Origin of the sequence: Amycolatopsis vastitatis (assembly GCF_002234595.1) — a bacterium.
Lineage (GTDB): Bacteria > Actinomycetota > Actinomycetes > Mycobacteriales > Pseudonocardiaceae > Amycolatopsis > Amycolatopsis vastitatis.
This window is the reverse complement of the sequence record NZ_NMUL01000038.1, coordinates 1-20,225: the sequence shown is the minus strand read 5'-3', so window position 1 is coordinate 20,225 and position 20,225 is coordinate 1. Positions and strand designations below refer to the sequence as shown.

Here is a 20,225-nt window from a genome sequence, read left to right as displayed (position 1 = left end):
GGGGTGTGCGACCCTGCCGGCCAGGGAGGCATGGCGCGGATGGCGCGACGGAAATCACGTCGATTGCGGTTCCTGTGGCTGGGGTGGGGGGCGGTGTCGGCCCCGGCCAAGCTCGTCGCGCTGGGCCTCGTCGCCGTCCTGGTGGGAGGCGTCGCGGCCGACGGCCTCCTCGGGCTGCCCGCCGGCGGCGGGCTGGGGTACGCGCACGGGCCCGCGCAGCGCTGGGGATCGGCATCGTCGGCCGATGCGCGGACCGCCGGCAATGCGTCACGCAACCACACCCTGCCGGACACGCTGCGCAGCCGCTACCCCGCGGTGAAGTGGCAGCAGAACGCGGGATCCGTCGGGACGCCGCCCGCTCCCGCGACGACGGGCTTCGACCCGGCGACCAGCCGTGAGCTCCCCGAAGCGCGGACCGCCAACGACCGCACCTATGCCAACACCGACGGCACCGAGACCACCGAGTTCTCCACCGTGCCGGTGAACTACCGCACGCCGCAGGGCTGGGCGCCGATCGACACCACGCTCACCGCGGACGGCGGCTCAGGCTGGCGAAACACCGCCGACTCCGCCGGGCTGCGCTTCGCGCCGACGTCGGCCGGCCAGTTCGCCACCATGACGACGGACGCCGGACAGGTGTCCTTCGGCCTCGACGGCGCTTCGGCGGTCAACGGCACGGTGAGTGGCAGCGCGATCACCTATCCCGGGGTCCGGCCGCACGTGGACCTCAAGCTCGAGGCGAAGCCGGGCGGAGTCAAGGAAACCCTGGTCCTCGACTCGTCCGCGGCCCCGACGTCGTACGTCTTCCCGTTGCGGCTCGACGGCTTGACCCCGCACCTGGACCACGGCCAGGTACTGCTGGCCGACGCTTCCGGAGCCACGAAGGCGGTCATCCCGGCGGGGGACATGCTGGACGCGGGCGCGGCACGGTCGGCCGGAGTCACCTACCGGCTCGTGACCTCCGGCGGCGGGCCGGCGCTCGAGGTCACGCTGGATGCCGGATGGCTCCGCGATCCGGCGCGGCACTACCCCGTCCAGGTCGACCCGACCGTGCAGCTGCCGGTGAACGGGGGAGCGGCCGACGACGCCATGTACGTCCAGGAAGGCGTCGGCTCGGCGAAGGGCGACCAGGACCTGCTCGTCGGCACCGTGAACGGGCACAATTCCGCGTCCTACATCAAGTTCTCGAGCCTGGTCGGCAAGCTCCAGTACCACACGATCTTCGGCGCGCAGCTCTGGCTGACCGAGTACAACTCGGACTCCTGCAAGCCGCGCGAGCTCACCGTGAACCCGGTGACCGGCTCGTGGTCCGGCGGTTCCGGCTACAGCTACCCGGGCCCGGCCGTGGGCGGTTCGCTGGCGAGCAAGTCGTTCGCGCACGGTTACATCGCGTTCGGCCACTCGTCGTCGGATTGCCCGACCGCGGGCGAGACGATCAACCTCGGCACCGCCGGGCGCGATCTGGTGCAGCGCTGGGTCGACGGCACCCAGGCCAACTACGGTCTTTCGCTGCGTGGCTCGACGGACTCGTTGTCCGGCAAGTGGTTCACCGGCACCGCAACGGCCAACCCGCCGAAGCTGTACGTGACGCACAGCCCGTACAACGCGACGTACTCGATCCCGAACCCGGTGCCGAACCCGGCCGTGCTGCAGAACCAGGACGGCAAGATCAAGGTCGCGGTCACCAACAAGAGCGCGGCCGCGTGGGCGCCCGGCGACTACTACCTGGCCTACCGCGCCTACAACACCGCGACCGGCGCCTCGGTGACGCAGCAGCGCTCGGCCAACCTGACCTCGACGGTGGCCAGGGGCGGACGCGTGACGCTGGACGCAACCATCAAGGCCCTGCCACCGGGCAAGTACTTCCTCGACTTCACCATGGTCAAGACCGGCGGCCCGGTGTTCACCGACCACCAGGTGCCACCAGGCCGGCTCGTCTTGCAGGTCTTCGACATCCCACCGGTCGTCCAGGAGCTGTATCCGCCCAACGGGTACCAGGCGCAGACCCTGACCCCGCAGCTGTGGGCGCGGGCACTGGACATCGACGCGCCACCGGGTTCGTCGCTGCAGTTCAAGTTCCAGGTCTGCCTGCGCGACGACGCTGGAAACCCGGTCAGCTGCACGGATTCCGGCTACCAGGCCAAGCAGGCGTGGACCGTCCCCGCCGGGACACTGAGCTGGACCAAGGCGTACATGTGGCGTGCCTACGTCAAGGACGCCAACAACGAGGTGAACTCGCCGTACTCGACGATCCTGACGTCGGTACCGCAGCCGGACATCACCTCGCATCTGGCCGGCGACCAGAAGCAGGCCTTCGACCCGGTGGTGGGCAACTACAGCACCGCGGCGGTCGACGCCACGATCGTCACGGTCGGGCCGCAGCTGAGCCTGTCGCGTACCTACAACAGCCTCGACCCGCGCCGTGATGGCTTGTTCGGCGCCGGCTGGTCGACGACCTACGACATGAAGCTGGTGCCGGACAACGACGGCTCCGGCAACGTCGTGGTGACCTATCCGGACGGTCAGCAGGTCCGGTTCGGCAAGAACGCCGACGGCAGCTACGCCGCGCCCGCCGGTCGTACCGCGTCGCTGACCGTGGACTCGACGTCCTGGAAGCTCCTGGACAAGTCCGGCACGACGTACCAGTTCTCGCTGGCCGGCCGCCTGAGCCGGATGACCGACAACGCGGGGCACGCCGTCGTCCTGACCTACGACACCAACACCGGCAAGCTGTCCAAGGCGCAGGTATCCAACAGCGTGACCAACACCGCGGGGCGCGCGCTGAACTTCTTCTGGACCGGCAACCACGTCTCCTCGATCCAGACCGACGCGGTCAACGGTGCTCCGCTGAGCTGGGCCTACACCTACACCGGCGACGTGCTGAAGACGGTGTGCGGGCCGGGAAACACCTGTACCAACTACGACTACACGGCCGGTTCGCATTACCGCAGTGCCGTGCTGGACTCGCATCCGGAGTCGTACTGGCGGCTCGGCGAACCCGACGGCACCTCGGCGGCCAGCGAGATCTCGGTCAACCTCGGCAAGGACGTCGGCACGTACGCCAACGTCACGCTCGGTACGGCCGGTCCGCTCGCCGGTTCGACGGACACCGCAGCGTCCTTCAACGGCACGACGTCCTCGGTGAACCTGCCGAAGGGCACGCTGAAGAAGAGCCGTGACGCGGCGGTCGAGCTGTGGTTCAAGAACTCGCTGACCGGTTCCGGCGGCCCGCTGCTCGGCTACCAGGACAAGGCGCTGGGCACCGCGTCCACCACCGGCGTGCCGGTGCTGTACGTCGGCACGGACGGCAAGCTGCGTGGGCAGTTCGCCACCGGCAGCATCAACCCGATCACGTCGGCGACCGCGGTCAACGACGGCAAGTGGCATCAGGTCGTGCTGTCCTCGATGGGCACCACGCAGACCCTGTATCTGGACGGCGCGAAGGTCGCCGACCTGACCGGCAAGCAGATCGACGCCTCGCTGCTGACCTTCAACCAGGTCGGTGCCGCCTACGCCACCACGCCGGCGTCGTGGCCGTCATGGGGCACCGCGGCACAGCGGTCCTACACCGGCGCCATCGACGACGTGTCCCTCTACAGTGGACCGTTGGGCGCGGCGATCGTCTCCGCGCACTACAAGGCGGGCACCACCGCCGCCGACCAGCTGGCCAAGGTGACGCTGCCGAGCGGCAAGGTCGTCGCGTCGGTGACCTACGACGTCGTGCGCGACCGGGTCAAGGAATACACCGACCACAACGGTGGCAGGTGGAAGCTCGGCACGCCGACGGTTTACGGCGGGGACGCCGATCTGCGCCGCAGCGTGGAGGTGCTGGACCCGGCGAACCGGCCCAGCCTGTACGAGTACGACGCGATCGGCGGCTGGCTGCTGCGTCAGGGCAAGCCCCTTGGCATCGAGGCCCGCGGCGAGGACACGCCGGGCGAGCCGGCCGAGACGCCGCCGCCACCGGTCGAGAGCTGCACGCAGCCCGATCCGAACGATCCGGCGTTCTGCACCACCATTCCCGGCGACTCCGGCGGCCCGGTGTTCGTCCGCTACGACGCCGACGGCGTGAGCATCCGGACGTACGGCTACGACACGAACGGAAACCTGGCCACGGTCACCGACGAGAACGGTGACGCGACGACGATGACCTACGACGCTCGCGGGGACGTCGTCTCGACCACCACGTGCCGCGCGGTGAACGACTGCCAGACCTCGCGCACGACGTACCCGGCGACGATCACCAACCAGTACGACCCGAAGTCGTACCTGCCGACCGAGTCCCGCGACGCCCGTTCGGCGAGCGCGACGGACAACACCTACCGGACCACGTACGCGTATCACACGACCGGCCAGCTGACGACGCAGACGAGTCCGGACGGTAGCCAGATCACGAACGCCTACACCTCGGGCGCCGAAGCGGCGTTCGGCGGCGGCAACGTGCCCGCCGGGCTCCCGGCGACCACGACGGACGCGCGCGGCAAGGTGACGCGGTACGCCTACTACGCCAACGGCGACCTGGCCCAGGTGACCGCGCCGTCCGGGCTGGTCATGCAGTACACGTACGACGCCATCGGCCGTACGACCACGAAGAAGGAGATTTCCGACAGCTTCCCGGGCGGGGTCGGCACGACCTACACCTATGACGGCTGGTCGCGCCCGGCGACGGTGACCGAGGCGGCGACGACCGACGCGGTGACCGGCGTCAAGCACCAGCGGCAGACCACGACCACCTACGACGCGGACGGCGACCCGACCCGCGTCCAGGTCGCGGACATCGGTGGTGGCGGCGACCCCGCCCGGGTCACCACGACCGACTACGACGAACACGACCGGCCGATCCGGGTCACCGACCCCGACGGCAACGAAACCAGCTCCGGCTACGACCAGTTCGGCAACCTCACCTCGGTGACCGACCCGAACGGCAACCACTACGACTACGCCTACACCGCGCGCAACAGCGTCGCCGAGGTGCGGCTGCGGAACTGGCACAGCGATCCGGCGGGCGCACCGCCCACCGGCACCGGCGACTACCTGGTGCTGCAGGCCTACAGCTACGACTTCGCGGGGCGGCTGGCCAGTTCGACCGACGCGATGGGCAGGCGGACGGAGTACCAGCGCTACGGCGACGGTCTGCTGCATCGCGCGGTGCTGAAGAACTTCCACAATGCCGATGGGTCCACAAAGGACTACGTGCTCGAGGACGACAGCTACGACGCCGCGGGCCACCTCACCAAGCAGGTGACCGGCAACGGCACGACGGTCACGCAGCACACGCCGGACCGCAACGGCCGTCCACTGTCCACGGTGGTCGATCCGGGTGGGCTCGCGCGCACGACCGGCTTCACCTACGACCCGGCCGGGAACGTCACCCATGTCGCGGTTTCCGGCAATGCGTCGAACGTGCCGTGGATCGTCTCGGCCACGCCCGCGACGACCGACTACACCTACGACGACGCCGGCAATCGCCTGACCATGACCACGACGGACGGCACCACGTCGCGCACCACGACGTATGCCTACGACCAGCGTGGCCTGCCGACCGCGGTGACCGATCCGCGCGGCAACGCGGCCGGTGCGGACAAGGCGGCGTTCACCTCGCGCCTGAGCTACGACGAGCTGGGCCGCTTGATCGGCGGGACCGGCCCGGTCCGTCAGGTCGAGTCCGGCGGAAATCCGGCAAGCCCGGTCGCGCCGACGGCGAAGGTCGGTTACAACACCTTCGGCGAGAAGGTCGGGCTGACCGACGAGCTGAACAACACCACCCACATGGCCTACGACAACGCGGGCCGGATGACCAGCCAGACCGCGCCGAGCTACCTGCCGCCGGGCGCGAGCCAGGCGCTCACGCCGACCACGCGGTACGAGTACGACGCGAACGGCAACGTCACCACGGTGACCGATCCGCGCGGCAACGTCATCCGCAGCACCTATGATCAGCTCGACCGCACGGTTTCGGTCGACGCGCCGAGCGCGACCAACGACGACCGTGCCGTGACGTCGTACACCTACTCACGCACCGGCGCTGTACTGTCCACGGTGGACCCGACCGGTGCGCGGAGCGAGTCCACGTACGACGATCTGGACCGCCAGGCGACCGGAACGCAGGTCGAACGCCGTCCGGTGTCGGCGGCGTACACCACGCTGATCCGCTACGACGACGCCGGGAACGTGGTCGGCCAGACCTCGCCGACCGGGGCCACGACGGTCAACGGCTACGACGCCGTCGGCGAGCTGACCACGACGACCGACCCGTCCGGCATCCCGGCCCAGTACGGGTACGACTTCGCGGGTCGCCAGGTCCGGGCGACCGACGGCCTCGGCCGCACTTCGCAGACCGGCTACGACCTGCTGGGCCAGGTGATCGCCTCGGCCGACCTCAAGCCGGACGGCACCACGCTGCGGACCGCGCGCTACGGCTACGACCTGGCGGGCAACCGCGCTTCGGTCACCGATGCCTTGCAGGCCACCAGGACGTTCGCCTACGACGCGGCGAACCAGCTCGTCAGCCAGCTCGAGCCGGTCGACGCCAAGACGAGCATCACCTCGTCGTTCGGCTACGACGCCGCGGGCAACATGACCCGCTTCACCGATGGGCGCGGAAACGCCACCATCACGACGTACAACAGCCTCGGCCTGGTCGAGTCCACGATCGAGCCGGCCACCGCGGCCCAGCCGAACGCCATCGACCGGACCTGGACCACCAGCTTCGACGAGAACGGCAACGCGGTCCGCGACGTGGCACCGGGGGGCGTCGTCCAGCAGGTGATCTACGACGCGGCCAACCGGCCCACCGACGGCACCGCAACCGGCGCCGAGACGCCGACGACACCTCGCCACCTCGGCTACGACCTGGCCGGGCGCGCGGTCAGCACCAACGCGGGCGCGGGCATGAACTCCTACGTCTACAACGACCGCGGAAACCTGCTCAGCTCGACCGGTCCTTCCGGTACGGCGGCCTTCACCTACGACGGAGACGGCAACCAGACCAGCCGGGCCGACGCGGCGGGTACGACGAACTACGGCTACGTCAAGGCGCGGCTCGATTCGGTCACCGACGGGCTGACCGGGGTCAAGGAGCAGCTGGGCTACGACGGCGCGGGGAACGTCAAGACCGTCGGTTACGGCGCCGGGCGCGTGCGGACCTTCGGGTACGACGACTTCGGCCGGGTCGCCACCGACGTCCTGACCAACTCGGCGTCGAAGCAGGTCGCGAGCACGACGTACCACTACGACCTGAACAACCAGCTGTCCGACAAGACGACCGCGGGCACCGCGGGCGCGGGCACGGTCAGCTACAAGTACGACCAGTCCGGGCGGCTCACCAGCGACACCACCGGTGGCGTGACGACCGGGTACGAGTGGGATGCCGCCGGAAACCGGAGCAAGGCCGGGCCGGCCACGGCCACCTACGACGAGCGCAACCGGCTGCTGACCGCGGGCGGCACCAGCTACACCTACACCGCGCGCGGCACGCTGGCTTCGCAGACCGGTTCCGGTGGCACCGCGCAATTCGGCTACGACGGCTTCGACCGGCTCACGTCCGCCCCCGGGCAGACCTACAGCTACGACGGGTTCGACCGGGTCGACAGCCGCAACGGCACCGCGTTCACCTATGCCGGACAAGACGACGACCCGGTGTCCGACGGCAGCGAGACCTATGCACGCGGCTCCGGCGGCGAGCTGCTCGCGGTCCGCTCCGGCGGCAGCAACCGGCTGACCCTGAGCGACCGGCACGACGACGTGGTCGGCGCGTTCGACCCGGCCGACACGGCGCTGAACGGGCTGTCCGGATCGACGGCGTACGGCCCGTTCGGCCAGGTCACCGCGCACACCGGGACCACCGGCAACCTCGGCTACCAGGGCGATTGGACCGACCCCGGCACCGGCCGCGTCGACATGGGTGCGCGGTGGTACGACCCGGGCACGGGCTCGTTCGGCTCGCGCGACAGCGTGTCGTTGTCCCCGACCCCTTCCAGCAACGGAAACCGTTACCTGTACGGCAATGCCGACCCGGTGAACAGCACCGACCCCACCGGCCACTGGGGCATCAAGTGGGACCTGGTCGAGCAGGAACTCAAGATGCTCTACAACGTCGTGAAGCCGACCAGGATGGCGGACGACTCGTGGGAAGCCACCACGGGCATGAGCTACGAGGAGTACATCCGCAGCTCCCACCACGACTCGGTGCACGACATGTTCTGCGACACGCACTCCTGGACCACGCAGTGCGGTGGCAGCGGCCGGTGGCCCTACTCCTCGGGCGGCGGCGGCTCGCACGGCGGTGGTGGGGGTAACGGCGGCGGTGGCGGTGGTGGCGGCGGGTCCTATGTGGACTGGGCGAAGAAGGCTGCCGAAGAAGCCGCCGAGGCCGCCTACCGGCGGGCCCTGCGCATCACCGAGGAAGCGCGTGACGCCGCGGAACACGCGGCCAAGACCGTGACGATCGCGGTGGGCGCGGCGGCGACCACGGCGGTGACGAACCTGCCGACGCTGGTTTCGTCCGCGCCGACGGCGGCCGCGGCGGTGGTGTCCACAGTGGAGAACGTGGTCACCGACACCAAGGCCCAGGCCAACAACATCTACCAGACGGCGGTCGACGCGGCCGGGGCGGTCGTCACCGTGGTGTCGGTGGCGTCGCAGGTCAACACCGAACCCGAGAACAAGACGCAGAACAAGAGCAGGCAGGCCCGGGACTGCCGCCAGCAGTTCCCGGAACCGTTCTACTTCGAGCGGGACTCGTCCAACGGCGACCGTGCCGTCGGTGTCATCGCCTGCGTCACCGCGGCGGATCTCGGCGAAGGCACCGGCACCAGTTCGAAAATCAGGCCGCCCGGCTACCAGTGGGCAGGCACGTTCGTCAAGGCGATCGGCGGCGGGAGTCCCCGTTCGTGGGTCAACAACTGCCATTCGCTCGCTTCAGTGCTGGGCGGTAGTGGCACGGACCTGAGGAACCTGTCGACCTGCAGCCGCAGCACGAACGCCAACGTGGCCGACACGGCCAACGACCGGGACCATTCGCCGAACATGCGCTGGTTCGAGGACAAGACCGAGAAAGAGCTGAAGACGGGCAAGGTCGATTACGTCCTCTACACGGTCATCCAGCACTACCACGGACCCCGCACGGTGCCCTACGAGTACGACATGAATGCCGAGGGCGCCGACGTCGAGACCGGAAACACGTTCTCCCTGCACAAGCCCATCGAGAACAAGGTATGGAGCCCGAAATACCACAAATGGATGAACATGGGCGAGGGGATCAAGGACGGGAGACCGGTGCCCGTCGGAAGCACGCCGTAGCCACGAAATGGTAATCGCACAAGGAGAAAATGCAGTGCTCAGAAAGATGACAGTGGCACTGGCGGCGCTGGTCGCGCTCACCGCCGTGACCACGGCGCCGCACGCCCCCGCGGCGCACGCGGACGCGGCCGGGCACGGTGGCGACTACGTGCCGCTGCCGTCGACGCCGGTGGTGCTCGACACCCGCAGCGGCACCGGCGGGATCAGCACCCAGGTCGGCGCCGCCGCCACGGTGGACTTCCCCGTGCTGGGTGTCGGCGCCGTGCCCACCACGGGTGTCGGCGCGGTGCTGGTCCGGGTGTCGCTGATCAAGCCGACCGTGGCCACCTGGGCCGAGCTGTGGCCGGACGGTGCCACCCGCCCGACCCTGACCATGGTCTCCGCGGCCGCCGGCGAGCAGATCTCGAACACGGCGGTGGTGAAGGTCGGCAGCAGCGGCAAGCTGTCGCTGTACAACTCGGCAGGCAAGACCGACGCCGTCGTCGAAGTGCAGGGCTACTACAAAGCGGAGCAGGGGACGACGGGTGGCGGGTTCTTCCCGGTGACGCACACCCGGGTGATCGACACCCGCAACGGGACGGGCACGTCGACCGGCAAGATCGCGGCGGGTGCCACGCGCACGGTGACCATCACCGGCAGCCTGGTGCCGGCGGGAGCGGCGGCGGCATCGGTGAACCTGACCGTGCCGGGCGCGACGGCCGCGGGCTGGCTGGCGGTGTCGCCTGCCGGCGGCACCGCGCGGCCGGTGTTCAACTACGAGACCGGCTCCACCCAGTCGGGTGCCGTGCTGAGCCTGCCGGCGAACGGGCAGGTCACCTTCACCAACAAGGGCAGTGCCGCCGTCGACCTGATCGTCGCCGTGGACGGCTACTACTCGTCGAGTTCGACGCAGGGCGCCGGCTACCGGCAGGTGGCCGGCCGGGTGCTTGACACGCGTTCCGCCGGCGCTGGGCTGCCGATCGCCGCGAACGGCACGCTCGACATCCAGGTGGGCGGCACCAAGGGGCTGCCGACCCGTGGCATCGAAGGTGCGGCGCTGAACCTGATCGTGGTGAGCCCGCAAAAGGCCGGGTATCTCAAGGCGTGGCCGCTCGGTACGACCGAACCATCGGTGTTGTCCGTCATGGACTTCGAGGCAGGGAACTGGCGTGACAACATGGTGGTGCTCAAGCCGGGCACGGACGGCAAGATCCGCGTCCGCAACACCAGCGCGGGCACCGTCCACCTGATCGCCGACCTGCAGGGCTGGTACGCCGACCCGCTGCCGGGCGTGCCGGTCGCACAGAACACGCGGGTGACGGCGATGCAGGCGGCTCCGGTCGCGGGCGCCACCGTCGGCACCCTCGAATACTCCTATGTGGACAATGCCGGACGGGTCGTCTACGGCCACCAGTCCGATGTGGACAACTTCGGTTCGGTCCAGTGGACGGTGATCTCCGGGAACGAGGCGTTCTCCGGGCAGCCGACGCTCACCCAGCTGTCCGACGGCCGGGTCCAGGTGGCGGCGCAGTACTCCGACAGCGACATCTGGACGGACAGCCAGACCACCGCGGGCGGGCCTGCGTGGAACGCGTGGTCCGACTTCGGTGGCTCCATGGCTTCGGCGCCGGTGACGTCGAAGCTCGCCGACGGGACCGTCGTGGAATTCGCCGTGGATGTCGACGGCAAGCTCTGGGCGTACGCGCAGTCCGGCTCCGTGCCGTTCTGGCGCAGCCTTGGTGACCAGAACCTGACCGCGACGCTGTCGGTCGTCCAGGTCCGCGACGGGGTGCGGGTGTTCGGCCTGAACGGCGCCGGCGCGCTGAAGACGATCGAGTACTACAACGACGGCAGCGTGTCGGCGTGGACCGATCTCGGCGGCTCCGGGCTGTCCGGGCAGCCCGCGGTCGTCGTGCGCCCCGGCTACCTGCTGCAGGTGTTCGTCCGCGGCGCCGACGGCACGATCGTGTCGAAGCTGCAGAACGGCGACGGTTCCTGGCCCGCGGATTACACCGCGATCGGGAACTTCGTCTCGGCCGGTGCGCCCTCGGCGATCCTGGACCCGGCGCTGGGCCGCGTGGCGGTCGTCGTCCGTGGCACGGACAACGAGATCTACCACGTCTGGGAGACCGCGACCGGGAGCAACACCTGGGGCGACTGGACGAAGACGATCGCGGCGACCGATCCGGCCGCGACAGATCCGGCCACGACACCGTATGTGAACTCCAACGGGCAGTCCTGGCTGATCGCATTCCGGAACACCAACGGGGCGGTGCGGTTCTACGACCGGCAGCTCCCGACTTCGTAACGCATGAAGTATCAGGTTCTCGGGCCGGTCGCCGCCATCCTGGGCGACCGGCCCGTTCCCCTTGGCGGGCCGAAGCCGCGGGCCGTACTGGCCGCGTTGCTGTCGCAGGCCAACCAGTTCGTCTCCGAGCAGCGGTTGTACTCGCTGGTCTGGGGCGACCGGCCCCCTGCCACGGTCCGCGGCCGGCTGCAGATCTGCGTCTCCGGCCTGCGCAAGCTGCTGGGGCGACGGTGCGGTGCGCCCTTGGCGGTCCTCTTTACTCGGCACAGGCAAACTCCTATCGTCAGGGGTTCGCGACTGCGCCGAGTGCGGTAACCGCCGACCGGCAACACAGTTCCATCAGGTAGGCAAACCCAAACGAGGGAACATTTATGTTCCATAAACGGCGTCGTCTGACACCGAATCGGAGCATGAGCGAACCGGAGGGTTCTTGGTTCGAGTCCAAGCGGGGGAGCAAAGCCCAGGTCACAGACCTGGGCTTTTTGCTACCCATGAGTAGGGGCGATTTAGAGCGTGTCTCATTTGGATCTTGACCGAGGTTCGGGCACGATCATGACTCGTGATGGACGAGTTGTCGCGGCGGCTGGTTCCCGACGAGTTGTGGGCGCTGGTCGAGTCGCTCATCCCACCGGGCAAGGCGCGTCCGCAAGGCGGTGGAATGTCACGAGTGGACGATCGAGCAGTGTTCACCGCGATCGTGTTCGTGCTGACCAGCTTCGCTTCGAAGCTGAGCTGGCGAGAAACCGGCGAAGCGCTAGTCGAAGTCGCCACGACCGAAGCAGTGTGGGCCGGAGGGCTTGAGCTGACCGCTTTGACGGGCACCGCCCTTGTCGAGCTCGTGAAGGCTGGCGCGAGGTGGCTGCTGTCCCGATCCTGTCGAATGCCCTCCTTGTTGCGTGGCGGAAATAATCAACTTGCTTTGCCGGCCTGGATCTTTTTGCGATGAGCTAACTTGGAGGCGCTGTTCCTTCGGCCATTCGCGACTGGCTTGCCGCCGCAAGTGGCCCACCAGGTTCACCGTCGCGCAGCGTAGGAAGCACTCGAATGACCACGTAGAAGTCGGGGCGATTGGCTGTGTTCAGGGGGTCATGCGGGCCGGGCGTGTCCAGCGGGCGAGCAAGACGGTGGCGTCGTCCTGCAGGGTGCCGTTCTGGTGACGGAGGACGGCTTTCGTGAGCCGGCGGGCGGTTTCGGGTGGCGGGTTGCCGGCGGCGGCCTCACGGCGCAGGAAGTCACGCAGGCGCGGTTCGCCGAAGAATTCGCCAGTGTGGTCGCGGGCTTCGGTGACGCCGTCGGTGTAGAGGACCAGCCAGTCCTCCGGTTCCAGAGTCTCCTCGCCGACTTGCAGGTCGCCCAGGCCGAGGCCGAGCGGGAGGCAGCGGCCCGCAGCCAGGGGCTTGACGATCTTTCCGGCGCGCATGACAAGGGGGTGGGGGTGGCCGGCGTTGATGTAGCGCAAGCGTCCGGTGGTGAGGTCGAGTTCGACGAGCACGGCGGTCGCGAACGCGGAGTCGCCGAAGTGGCCGCTGATGGTTTCGTCGATCAGGCGGGCCTGTTCGAAAAGGCCGTGGCCGGCGCGGCGTGCGCTGCGGTAGGCGGACACTGCGGTGGCGGCGATCAGGCCGCTGCGCAGGTCGTGACCGACCGCGTCCAGCACCATCAGGCTCGCGGTGGTCTCGGACAGGGCGTAGTCGAACGCGTCGCCGCTGACGTCGTCTCGGGGTTCGACGACACCGGTGACGATGAAGCTGTCGACACCGGCGGTCAACGGTGGCAGCAGCGACCACACGAGGTCCGCGTTGACCGTTCGCCGGGTCCGCAACCGGACCCGGTCCAGGTCGTCCCCGTACTGCGACAGCAGGGTGACCATGTGTCCCAGCAGCATGGACAACCACCGGCACTGCACCCGCAGACCGGGGTCGTAGAGGTCGTCCGCGTCGTCGACTTCGACGTCGAGGACGCCGAGACGTTCCGCGCCGTCCATCAGCGGCACCCACAAGCGGGGCGGGCCGGATGTCTCTGACGGGAGAATCTGGATCTGCCGGAACGCACGTCCCGCGAGTGTGGTGTCGACATCCAGCGCAGTGCGCCCCGACGCCGGTTGGCCGGGCGGCGCCGCGCGGTGGGAAGTCTCGCCCTGGTCCTCCGACGAGGAGGGATGAGGGTACTTCGCGGAGAGTTCGCCCGACGGTGCATCCGGGAGGGGGCGGAGGCAGAGTTGGTCGTAATCGACGAGGTAGACGCCGATCCGCACACCGAGCGCGGCGGCGGCGGTTTTCACGGCGGCGGACAGCCGGTCGGGCGGAGCGAGTTCGGTGCCCTCCAAGAGTTGCACCAGGGCAGTGAACGGCGGCGTCCTGGGAGTGCTGTCCCGGATTTGGCGGCTGAAGCCGGCCCGGTGCGTCCAGGTCAGCTCGTCGAGGCGTTCGTTCACCGCGAGGGCGAGAGTGTCGCGTTCCAGCGGCGGCAGGTCGGCCAGCCCGTGCACATACGCGTCGATGTCGATGAATCCGGCTTCGCCGCCCACCCCGAAGTAGCGCAGCCACAGGTCCTCGACGGACAGTTCGGCACGCTTGAACGCCAGGGTCAGACTGCGTTGCTGCTCGGCTGCCCGGTCTGGACGATGGTCCTTCTTCACGGTAGTTCACCGTTGAGCACCGTCGGCGTCGTCAAGCTGGCGTGGGCGTTGGTCATCGCCGCCGTCGCACGGTGGACTGGGCCAGCCGCTCGGCGGTGTGGCGGACGGTGGTGTGCTCTTGTTCGGCCAGTTGAGCCAGCGTGAGAAACGCTGTGCGTTCGTCGACGTGGTCACGGGCCATGATGATGCCTTTGGCCAATTCGACGACTTCGCGGCCACGCAGGGCCTCCGCGACCTGGCCGCTGGCGCGCTCGGCGTCCTGCGCGGTGCGCATGTTGCTGATGAGCATGGCCGCCTGGGACGCGAACATGGTGAGGAGCTGTTCCTCCCGCTCTCCGTAGGATCGGGGCTGTGCGGCGTAGACCTTCAGCGCGCCGAGTGGCTCGGGGCCGGCCACCATCGGCGCGCTCAACGCCGACCGCAGCCCCAGCTCGGCGGCCGGCCGTGACCAGGACGGCCACCGCTCATCCACCGCGAGATCGTCGACCCTGACGACTACGCGATCGGACCATGCGGTCAGGCAGGGACCGTGGCCGAGCTGGTACTGCAGCGCGTCAGCCCACTCGACCACCTGGTCCGTGGCTGCTGCAGTGACGCGCTCACCGTGGCGATCCATCAGGCTGATTCCTGCACCCGTCGTCCCCGGCACCATCTCGACGGCCAGCGCGGTGATCAGCTTCAGAGCCGTGTCCACCTTGTCCGAGGAAAGCAGCAAACCGGACATGCGCGCGAAGACGGCCGCCACCTGGCCCGCGGTCAGCTCGTCGATCACCGGCCCGTTACCCGACGGCTTGCCGGCGCGCGGAACATCCCAGGTCATCTCCGGCGTACCTCCCTCGGCGCGGCCCGCTGATCCACTCAGGCGCGGCATACCCGCTTTGCCGTCGTTCAATCGATGCTCGGCCCCACCGCCGCCGTACCCGGGCCGGGTCGACCACGCGCTCAGCTGCGCTTGCAGGTCGCCCCCGCCGCCGGGACGCACGCCGTCGCTGCCTCTCCGGTGTGTTTCCGGCCGGCTTAGAGCGTGTCTCATGTGGTGAGTTTGCGGAGTTTCTTGTGGCAGGTGAGGGCTGCGCCGAGGAGGAGGAAGGCGAGGAAGTGTCCGGCTTTGCGTTCGTAGCGCAGGGTGAGGCGGCGGTATCCGGTCAGCCAGGCCATGGTGCGTTCGATGACCCAGCGGTGCTGGCCGAGTTTCTGGCTTGATTCGATGCCTTTGCGGGCGATGCGGACCGCGATGCCTCGGTCGCGGACCCAGCGTCGCAGCTCGGGCTGGTCGTAGGCTTTGTCGGCGTGCAGCTGGCGGGCTTGCGCCGACGGGGCCCGCGCCGGGATTTGATCGCCGGGATCGCCATCACCAGGGGCTTGAGGGCGTGACTGTCGTGGGTGTTCGCCGCCGAGACGGCCACGGCGAGCGGCAGACCGGCGCGGTCGGACAGGGCGTGGATCTTCGAGCCGGGCTTGCCCCGGTCGACTGGGCTGGGGCCGGTCAGAGATCCCCTTTTTTGGCCCGCACGCAGGCACTATCCACGATCGCGCGGCTCCAGTCGAGCAGGCCCTGGCTGCCGAGTTCGTCCAGCACCGCATGGTGCAGCCGGCGCCAGAGCCCGTCTTGGGTCCACTGGCTGAAGCGGCGGTGCGCGGTCTGGAACGGCACCCCGAACGACGGCGGCAGATCCCGCCACGCACAACCACTGGTCAGCACATACACGATCGCGGTGAACACCGCACGAGCATCCAGCGCAGCCGTGCCACCGCCTTGCGGCCGGGGCCGGAACGCCGGGATCAACGGCTCCGCCAGCTCCCACAGCTCATCCGGCACCAACCGCAACGACAACCGATCAACCACAGCCAAGATCATCGCTCATAAGCGATCGATCGCCACGTAAGACACGCTCTAAGGGCTGTCTCGTCACTGGTGTTGTGGTTGGTGGGGCTGGTGGTTGCGGTCAGGCGGCGAGGAGGATGTTGTGCAGGTGCGCGATTCCGGACACCGTGTCGGCCAGCGTGCTCCCCGCTCGGCGGTAGTCGCGGAGAATCTTGAAGTTCTTCATCCGGGCCAGGACGTGCTCGACGCGGGCGCGGATCGTGCGGTGAGTGGTGTTGAGTTCTTCCTGCCAGTCCGGCAGCTCGCTGCCGTCGCGGGGTTTGCGGTACGGCATGACAACCCCGGGATTGCCTTGGTAGCCATCACCGGCCGACCGGCGAGTTGTTCGGCGATGCCGGAGTCGTGGTAGACGGTGCAGTCGTTGCGGCTGCCCGGCCGCGGGTCACCGGTGGCGATCACCAGCCGGGTCTCGGCATCGATCGCGACCTGCACGTTGGTCGAGTACCGGTAGTTCTTCGACGGGGTCGCCAGCCGATGATCCCGCGTGGGCACCAGCGTGCCGTCCACGATCGCCACCGCATCCACCCGGCGTTTGCGGACCGGCGCCAGCGCCAGCAGCGGCCCGATGGGTCGCTCAGGGTCGATGGGCGGGTCGGCGCGTGCGGGGACAACGCCGCGATGGAATCGTTCTTCTCGTTGCTGCAAAAGAATGTTCTCGACACCCGACGGTGGCCCACCCGGGAGGAACTGCGGTTGGCGATCGTGTCCTGGATCGAGACGAAGTACCACCGCAAACGCCGCCAACGCGCCCTGGGCAAGCTCACCCCAGTCGAGTTTGAGACCATCTGCACCACCGCAACAGCGGCCTGAAAACAGTCAGCCCCCGGTGTCAACCGAAGTCTGGGCAGACCCCGCATCCACCGGTGCCGTGGCTGTGCGCCGCCTGCCGCCAGCAGCAGGTGCTGTTCGTGCTGCTGGCACCCCGCCCGCACGCGGACACCGACGCCCTGATCATCGACGACGTCGGCCGGCCGGGCATGACGGCGCAGCAGCGCGGCTGCCTGGCCGGCGCCATTCCCCTCGCGGCTCCGTGACCGTCAGGCGGTGCACAGCCGGGCGACCGAACGGCGGCCGGAGCCTTCCGACGCGGTACGCCACGCCGCCGCGCGCCGAGCGGTCCCGGCCGCGATGTACACCGATCCGGCGCCTCAGGCCAGGCCGCCGAGCCGACGGGCCTGCGCGAACACCTCGTCGAGCATCGGCTCGGTGAGCAGGCCGGTGTGCACGTTGCGCGGACTGGGGTGGTAGCTGCCGAGCAGCACCAGCCCGTTGCCGAGCCGGTGTTCGCCACCGTGGGCGAACTTCGGTTTCCGCCGTACTCCCGCCCAGTGCAGCGCGGCCTGCCAGGCGAACCCGCCGAGGCAGACGATCACCCGCAGGTCCTCGAGCGCGGCCACCTCGGCCGAGAGATACGGCAGGCAATTGTCGCGCTCGGCCGGGCTCGGGCGGTTGGCCGGCGGAGCGCAGCGCACGGCCGAAGCCAGCCACGTCCGGTGCAGCCGCAGCCCGTCCCCGGCGTGCTCGGAAACCGGCCGGTCGGCGAGCCCCGCCCGGTGCAACGCCCGCATCAGCAGGCTCGCCGTGGGATTTCCCGTGAACGCCCGTCCGGTGCGATTGCCGCCGTGCGCGGCCGTCGCCAATCCGAGCACGAAGATCCGGGCGCGGGGATCCCCGAAACCCGGGACGGGCCTGGCCCAGTACGCCTCGCCGGCATAGCGCTCCGGCGGCCGGGCCGCGGCTTCGGTCCGCCAGGCGACCAGCCGGGGACAGCGAACGCAAGCCTCGATCCGGGCGCCCACACGATCCAGTTCGGTCAGGGACACGGCCTCATTCCAGCACGGCTCCGGAAGCCGTGCTCGCTGCACTGCCGGGTGATCGCCGTGCGCCGGAAGTCACGCCGTCGTCTCGCGTAAGGACACCCGAGGTGGGTAACCGCGGCGGCGGTGACGAGACACGGAAGAAGCAGAATGACGGAACGGCCATCGATCGAACCTGCCGTGGTTGTTCGCCGGCAACCTCGCCGCCTGCCTGCACCTCGACCGACGAACCCGGAGGACGCCATGCTGAAGGTGACCATCGACGACCTGCGCCGCCTGCTCGAATCTTCGCTGCCGGACCCGGTGCTCGTCTTGACCGGCGGCCGCATGGAGGTCGAACCGGCCGGCGCCGAGACCGCCGGCGCGAGCGACGTCATCACCCGCGCCGATCTGCGGGCGCGGCTGGACGGGGAGCAAGCCATCGACCACGAGCTCGAACTGATCGCGGCGACGCTCACCACGGCCGTCGTCCAGCGTGGTGGCTGAGCGTCACCTGGAAGGACCGAATTCCGTGATCAGCCGGGACGTCAAGCCGCCGGAGGTCGCGGGGAACGTGTGCGCGCCGGGCACCGTGACCAAGCTTCCGTGCACCGCTGCGTCGGCCAGCGACCGCGCCCACCCGCGCGGGCTCAGGGTGTCGTGCCGACCCCGCAGCACCTGGACGGGACACCGCACGAACGGCACGACCCGCTCAGGTTCGTCCCGCTGAGCTGACCGGATGAACCGCAGCAACCGCCGAGGCCCCGCCCGGAGGTAGTACGGCACGGTGCCCGGCAACGCCGCGGGTGACTCGTGGACCAGGTCCCGGAGCAGAGCGACCGACAGCCGGCCGAGGCGGCGCAGCGGAGGCGGGAACGTCGGTCCGGCGAGCACCAACGCACCGACCAGCTCCGGCCGCCGCGCCGCGACAGTCATCGCTACCTGCGCGGCGGTCGAATGCCCGAAGAGGGTGGCCGGCCGGTCCAGCACGTTGCTCAGCCACTCGGTGGCGACGTCGACCAGCGCGCCCAGTTCCGGCTCACACGCCATCGGCCCCGCGCCGAACCCGGGCACGTCGAGCAGGAACGACGGCGCCGACGCCGCGCACCCGTGCAGCGTGTCCACCAGGTATCCCGGCGCGCCGAGGCCGGGCAGGAGCACGACCGGGTTCCGGTCCGTCCGGCCGGCGCCGGCGGCGAGCGCCCGCACCAGCCCGTGCCGGAGGCGATGGGTCAGCAGCACGACGTCAGTTCTGTCCAGGGTCGGCGGGGCCGCGGTGGTTCTGCAGCGCCAGACCGCGCTCGCGGTCCAACGTCACCGCGACCTTGTCGCCGACGAGCGGGCACAGCCGCAACGCCTCGCGCGTGACGGCGTCGTAAAGCGAGTCGGTGCTCGCCCCGGGCAAGTACACCTCGACCGCCGCGCGCAGCTCGTAGCCACCGTCGCCGCGCGCCGCCAAGGTGACCCTGACGGTGACGACGCTTTCACCCGTCTCCACCCCCAGCGATGTCGCGGCGATCGTCAGCGACTGGTGCAGGCAGGTGGCCAGCGCTGCGGCGTAGAGGCGCTCCGGGTTCAGCGGGTCCGCCGTTCCGTCGCCCGGCTCGCCGACCGCGTAGGCGAGGTCGCCACGTCCGTCGATCCGGACACTGCCGCGGCTCGACGTCGCCTCTGTCGAATAGAGATCTTCAGCCATCACGTGCCTCCGCTCAGAGGATCGGCGTGCCGCCGGTCACCGCGACGCGCGCTCCGGACACGTAACTGCCGTCGTCGGACGCGAGCAGCACGTACACCGGCGCCAGCTCGGCTGGCTGGCCGGCTCGGCCGAGGGGCACCTGCTCGCCGAACGACTTGACCTCTTCCTCGGGCATCGTCGACGGGATCAGCGGCGTCCAGATCGGACCCGGCGCCACGCTGTTCGCGCGGATGCCCTTTGGGCCCAGCAGCTGCGCCAGTGCCGGGGCGGGGCGTCATCGCGGCGGTCGTCCCTGGCGGGTTCTGCTGCTGGGCGGGCTGGGACACGGCTGGCTCCTCATCGGCAGGTCCGAGAACTGTCCCCTGGTACCCCCGCATTCCTTCTTCACACGATGAGCGGCCGTTTTCATCCCGCACGGTTAACCGTCCGCTTGCCGGGAACGTCTCCTCGACGACCGTCCTACGCCACCTGTATCACGGAGGGATGACGTGTTCCGTCACACGAAGCTGTTGCAGTTCGAAGCCAAGCCCGAGAAGCCCGACCCCGTCTACGCTCGCAAGCTCCAGGAACTCATCGGCGGCGCCTTCGGCGAAATGACCGTCACGATGCAGTACCTCTTCCAA

11 protein-coding genes and 5 pseudogenes are annotated in these 20,225 nt (G+C 69.3%); 8 read left to right on the top strand and 8 right to left on the bottom strand.

Features of this window, described 5'->3' with window-relative positions:
• Positions 1-93 precede the first annotated feature (93 nt).
• The 4 genes and pseudogenes from CF165_RS31430 to CF165_RS31415 all read left to right on the top strand — a co-directional run.
• The gene (locus CF165_RS31430) at positions 94-9,300 is read left to right on the top strand and encodes an RHS repeat-associated core domain-containing protein (protein ID WP_158226858.1); all 9,207 of its coding nucleotides are present in this window, start codon (positions 94-96) and stop codon (positions 9,298-9,300) included.
• 34 nt (positions 9,301-9,334) lie between these two features.
• Positions 9,335-11,587 carry a DUF8189 domain-containing protein gene (locus CF165_RS51340; protein WP_158226857.1) on the top strand — a complete coding sequence of 751 codons (2,253 nt, stop codon included), beginning with the start codon at positions 9,335-9,337 and terminating at the stop codon, positions 11,585-11,587.
• 3 nt (positions 11,588-11,590) lie between these two features.
• Positions 11,591-11,902 (top strand): AfsR/SARP family transcriptional regulator, encoded by a 312-nt coding sequence (locus CF165_RS31420; RefSeq protein WP_093951211.1) that lies wholly within the window; start codon positions 11,591-11,593, stop codon positions 11,900-11,902.
• A 244-nt stretch (positions 11,903-12,146) separates the two neighbouring features.
• A pseudogene (locus CF165_RS31415) lies at positions 12,147-12,302 on the top strand (transposase); the annotation flags it as partial.
• A gap of 363 nt (positions 12,303-12,665) precedes the next feature.
• Here the strand turns inward: CF165_RS31415 and CF165_RS31410 are convergent.
• The 4 genes and pseudogenes from CF165_RS31410 to CF165_RS31395 form a co-directional block, all read right to left on the bottom strand.
• Positions 12,666-14,225 (bottom strand): PP2C family protein-serine/threonine phosphatase, encoded by a 1,560-nt coding sequence (locus CF165_RS31410; RefSeq protein ID WP_093951210.1) that lies wholly within the window; start codon positions 14,223-14,225, stop codon positions 12,666-12,668.
• Between the two features lie 52 nt (positions 14,226-14,277).
• The gene (locus tag CF165_RS31405; RefSeq protein ID WP_093951209.1) at positions 14,278-15,045 is read right to left on the bottom strand and encodes a GAF and ANTAR domain-containing protein; all 768 of its coding nucleotides are present in this window, start codon (positions 15,043-15,045) and stop codon (positions 14,278-14,280) included.
• 209 nt (positions 15,046-15,254) lie between these two features.
• Positions 15,255-16,083 (bottom strand): annotated as a pseudogene (locus CF165_RS31400) (IS5 family transposase).
• An 88-nt stretch (positions 16,084-16,171) separates the two neighbouring features.
• Positions 16,172-16,677, bottom strand: a pseudogene (locus CF165_RS31395) (transposase family protein); the annotation flags it as partial.
• A gap of 18 nt (positions 16,678-16,695) precedes the next feature.
• Between CF165_RS31395 and CF165_RS31390 the strand changes: the two are divergent.
• Both CF165_RS31390 and CF165_RS51335 read left to right on the top strand, forming a co-directional pair.
• Positions 16,696-16,920: pseudogene (locus CF165_RS31390) on the top strand (integrase core domain-containing protein); the annotation flags it as partial.
• Between the two features lie 53 nt (positions 16,921-16,973).
• Complete coding sequence (locus tag CF165_RS51335) at positions 16,974-17,144, top strand: hypothetical protein (protein WP_158226856.1); 171 nt, start codon at positions 16,974-16,976, stop codon at positions 17,142-17,144.
• Between the two features lie 114 nt (positions 17,145-17,258).
• Here CF165_RS51335 and CF165_RS31385 read toward each other — a convergent pair whose 3' ends face one another.
• Positions 17,259-17,933, bottom strand: a complete 675-nt coding sequence (locus tag CF165_RS31385) for a uracil-DNA glycosylase (protein WP_276209746.1) — start codon at positions 17,931-17,933, stop codon at positions 17,259-17,261.
• Between the two features lie 237 nt (positions 17,934-18,170).
• Here CF165_RS31385 and CF165_RS31380 point away from each other — a divergent pair, with 237 nt between their 5' ends.
• Entirely contained in the window at positions 18,171-18,413 is a 243-nt protein-coding gene (locus CF165_RS31380; protein WP_093951207.1) for a hypothetical protein, read from the top strand.
• Positions 18,414-18,416: 3 nt separating this feature from the next.
• On the opposite strand, the gene CF165_RS31375 is transcribed toward CF165_RS31380, so the two are convergent.
• The 3 genes and pseudogenes from CF165_RS31375 to CF165_RS31365 form a co-directional block, all read right to left on the bottom strand.
• Positions 18,417-19,148 (bottom strand): alpha/beta fold hydrolase, encoded by a 732-nt coding sequence (locus CF165_RS31375; protein WP_093951206.1) that lies wholly within the window; start codon positions 19,146-19,148, stop codon positions 18,417-18,419.
• A 4-nt stretch (positions 19,149-19,152) separates the two neighbouring features.
• On the bottom strand, positions 19,153-19,602 hold the full coding sequence (locus CF165_RS31370; protein ID WP_093951205.1) for an OsmC family protein: 450 nt from the start codon (positions 19,600-19,602) through the stop codon (positions 19,153-19,155).
• 13 nt (positions 19,603-19,615) lie between these two features.
• A pseudogene (locus CF165_RS31365) lies at positions 19,616-19,864 on the bottom strand (SDR family oxidoreductase); the annotation flags it as partial.
• 226 nt (positions 19,865-20,090) lie between these two features.
• Here CF165_RS31365 and CF165_RS31360 point away from each other — a divergent pair.
• Positions 20,091-20,225 (top strand): manganese catalase family protein (locus CF165_RS31360; protein ID WP_205660843.1); only part of this gene is annotated, 135 nt, incomplete at its 3' end.

Coding starts and splice junctions, on each gene's coding strand:
- CF165_RS31420 (WP_093951211.1), top strand. CDS start 11,591: ATGAAGTATCAGGTTCTCGGGCCGGTCGCCGCCATCCTGGGCGACCGG.
- CF165_RS31405 (WP_093951209.1), bottom strand. CDS start 15,045: ATGACCTGGGATGTTCCGCGCGCCGGCAAGCCGTCGGGTAACGGGCCG.
- CF165_RS31380 (WP_093951207.1), top strand. CDS start 18,171: ATGCTGAAGGTGACCATCGACGACCTGCGCCGCCTGCTCGAATCTTCG.
- CF165_RS31370 (WP_093951205.1), bottom strand. CDS start 19,602: ATGGCTGAAGATCTCTATTCGACAGAGGCGACGTCGAGCCGCGGCAGT.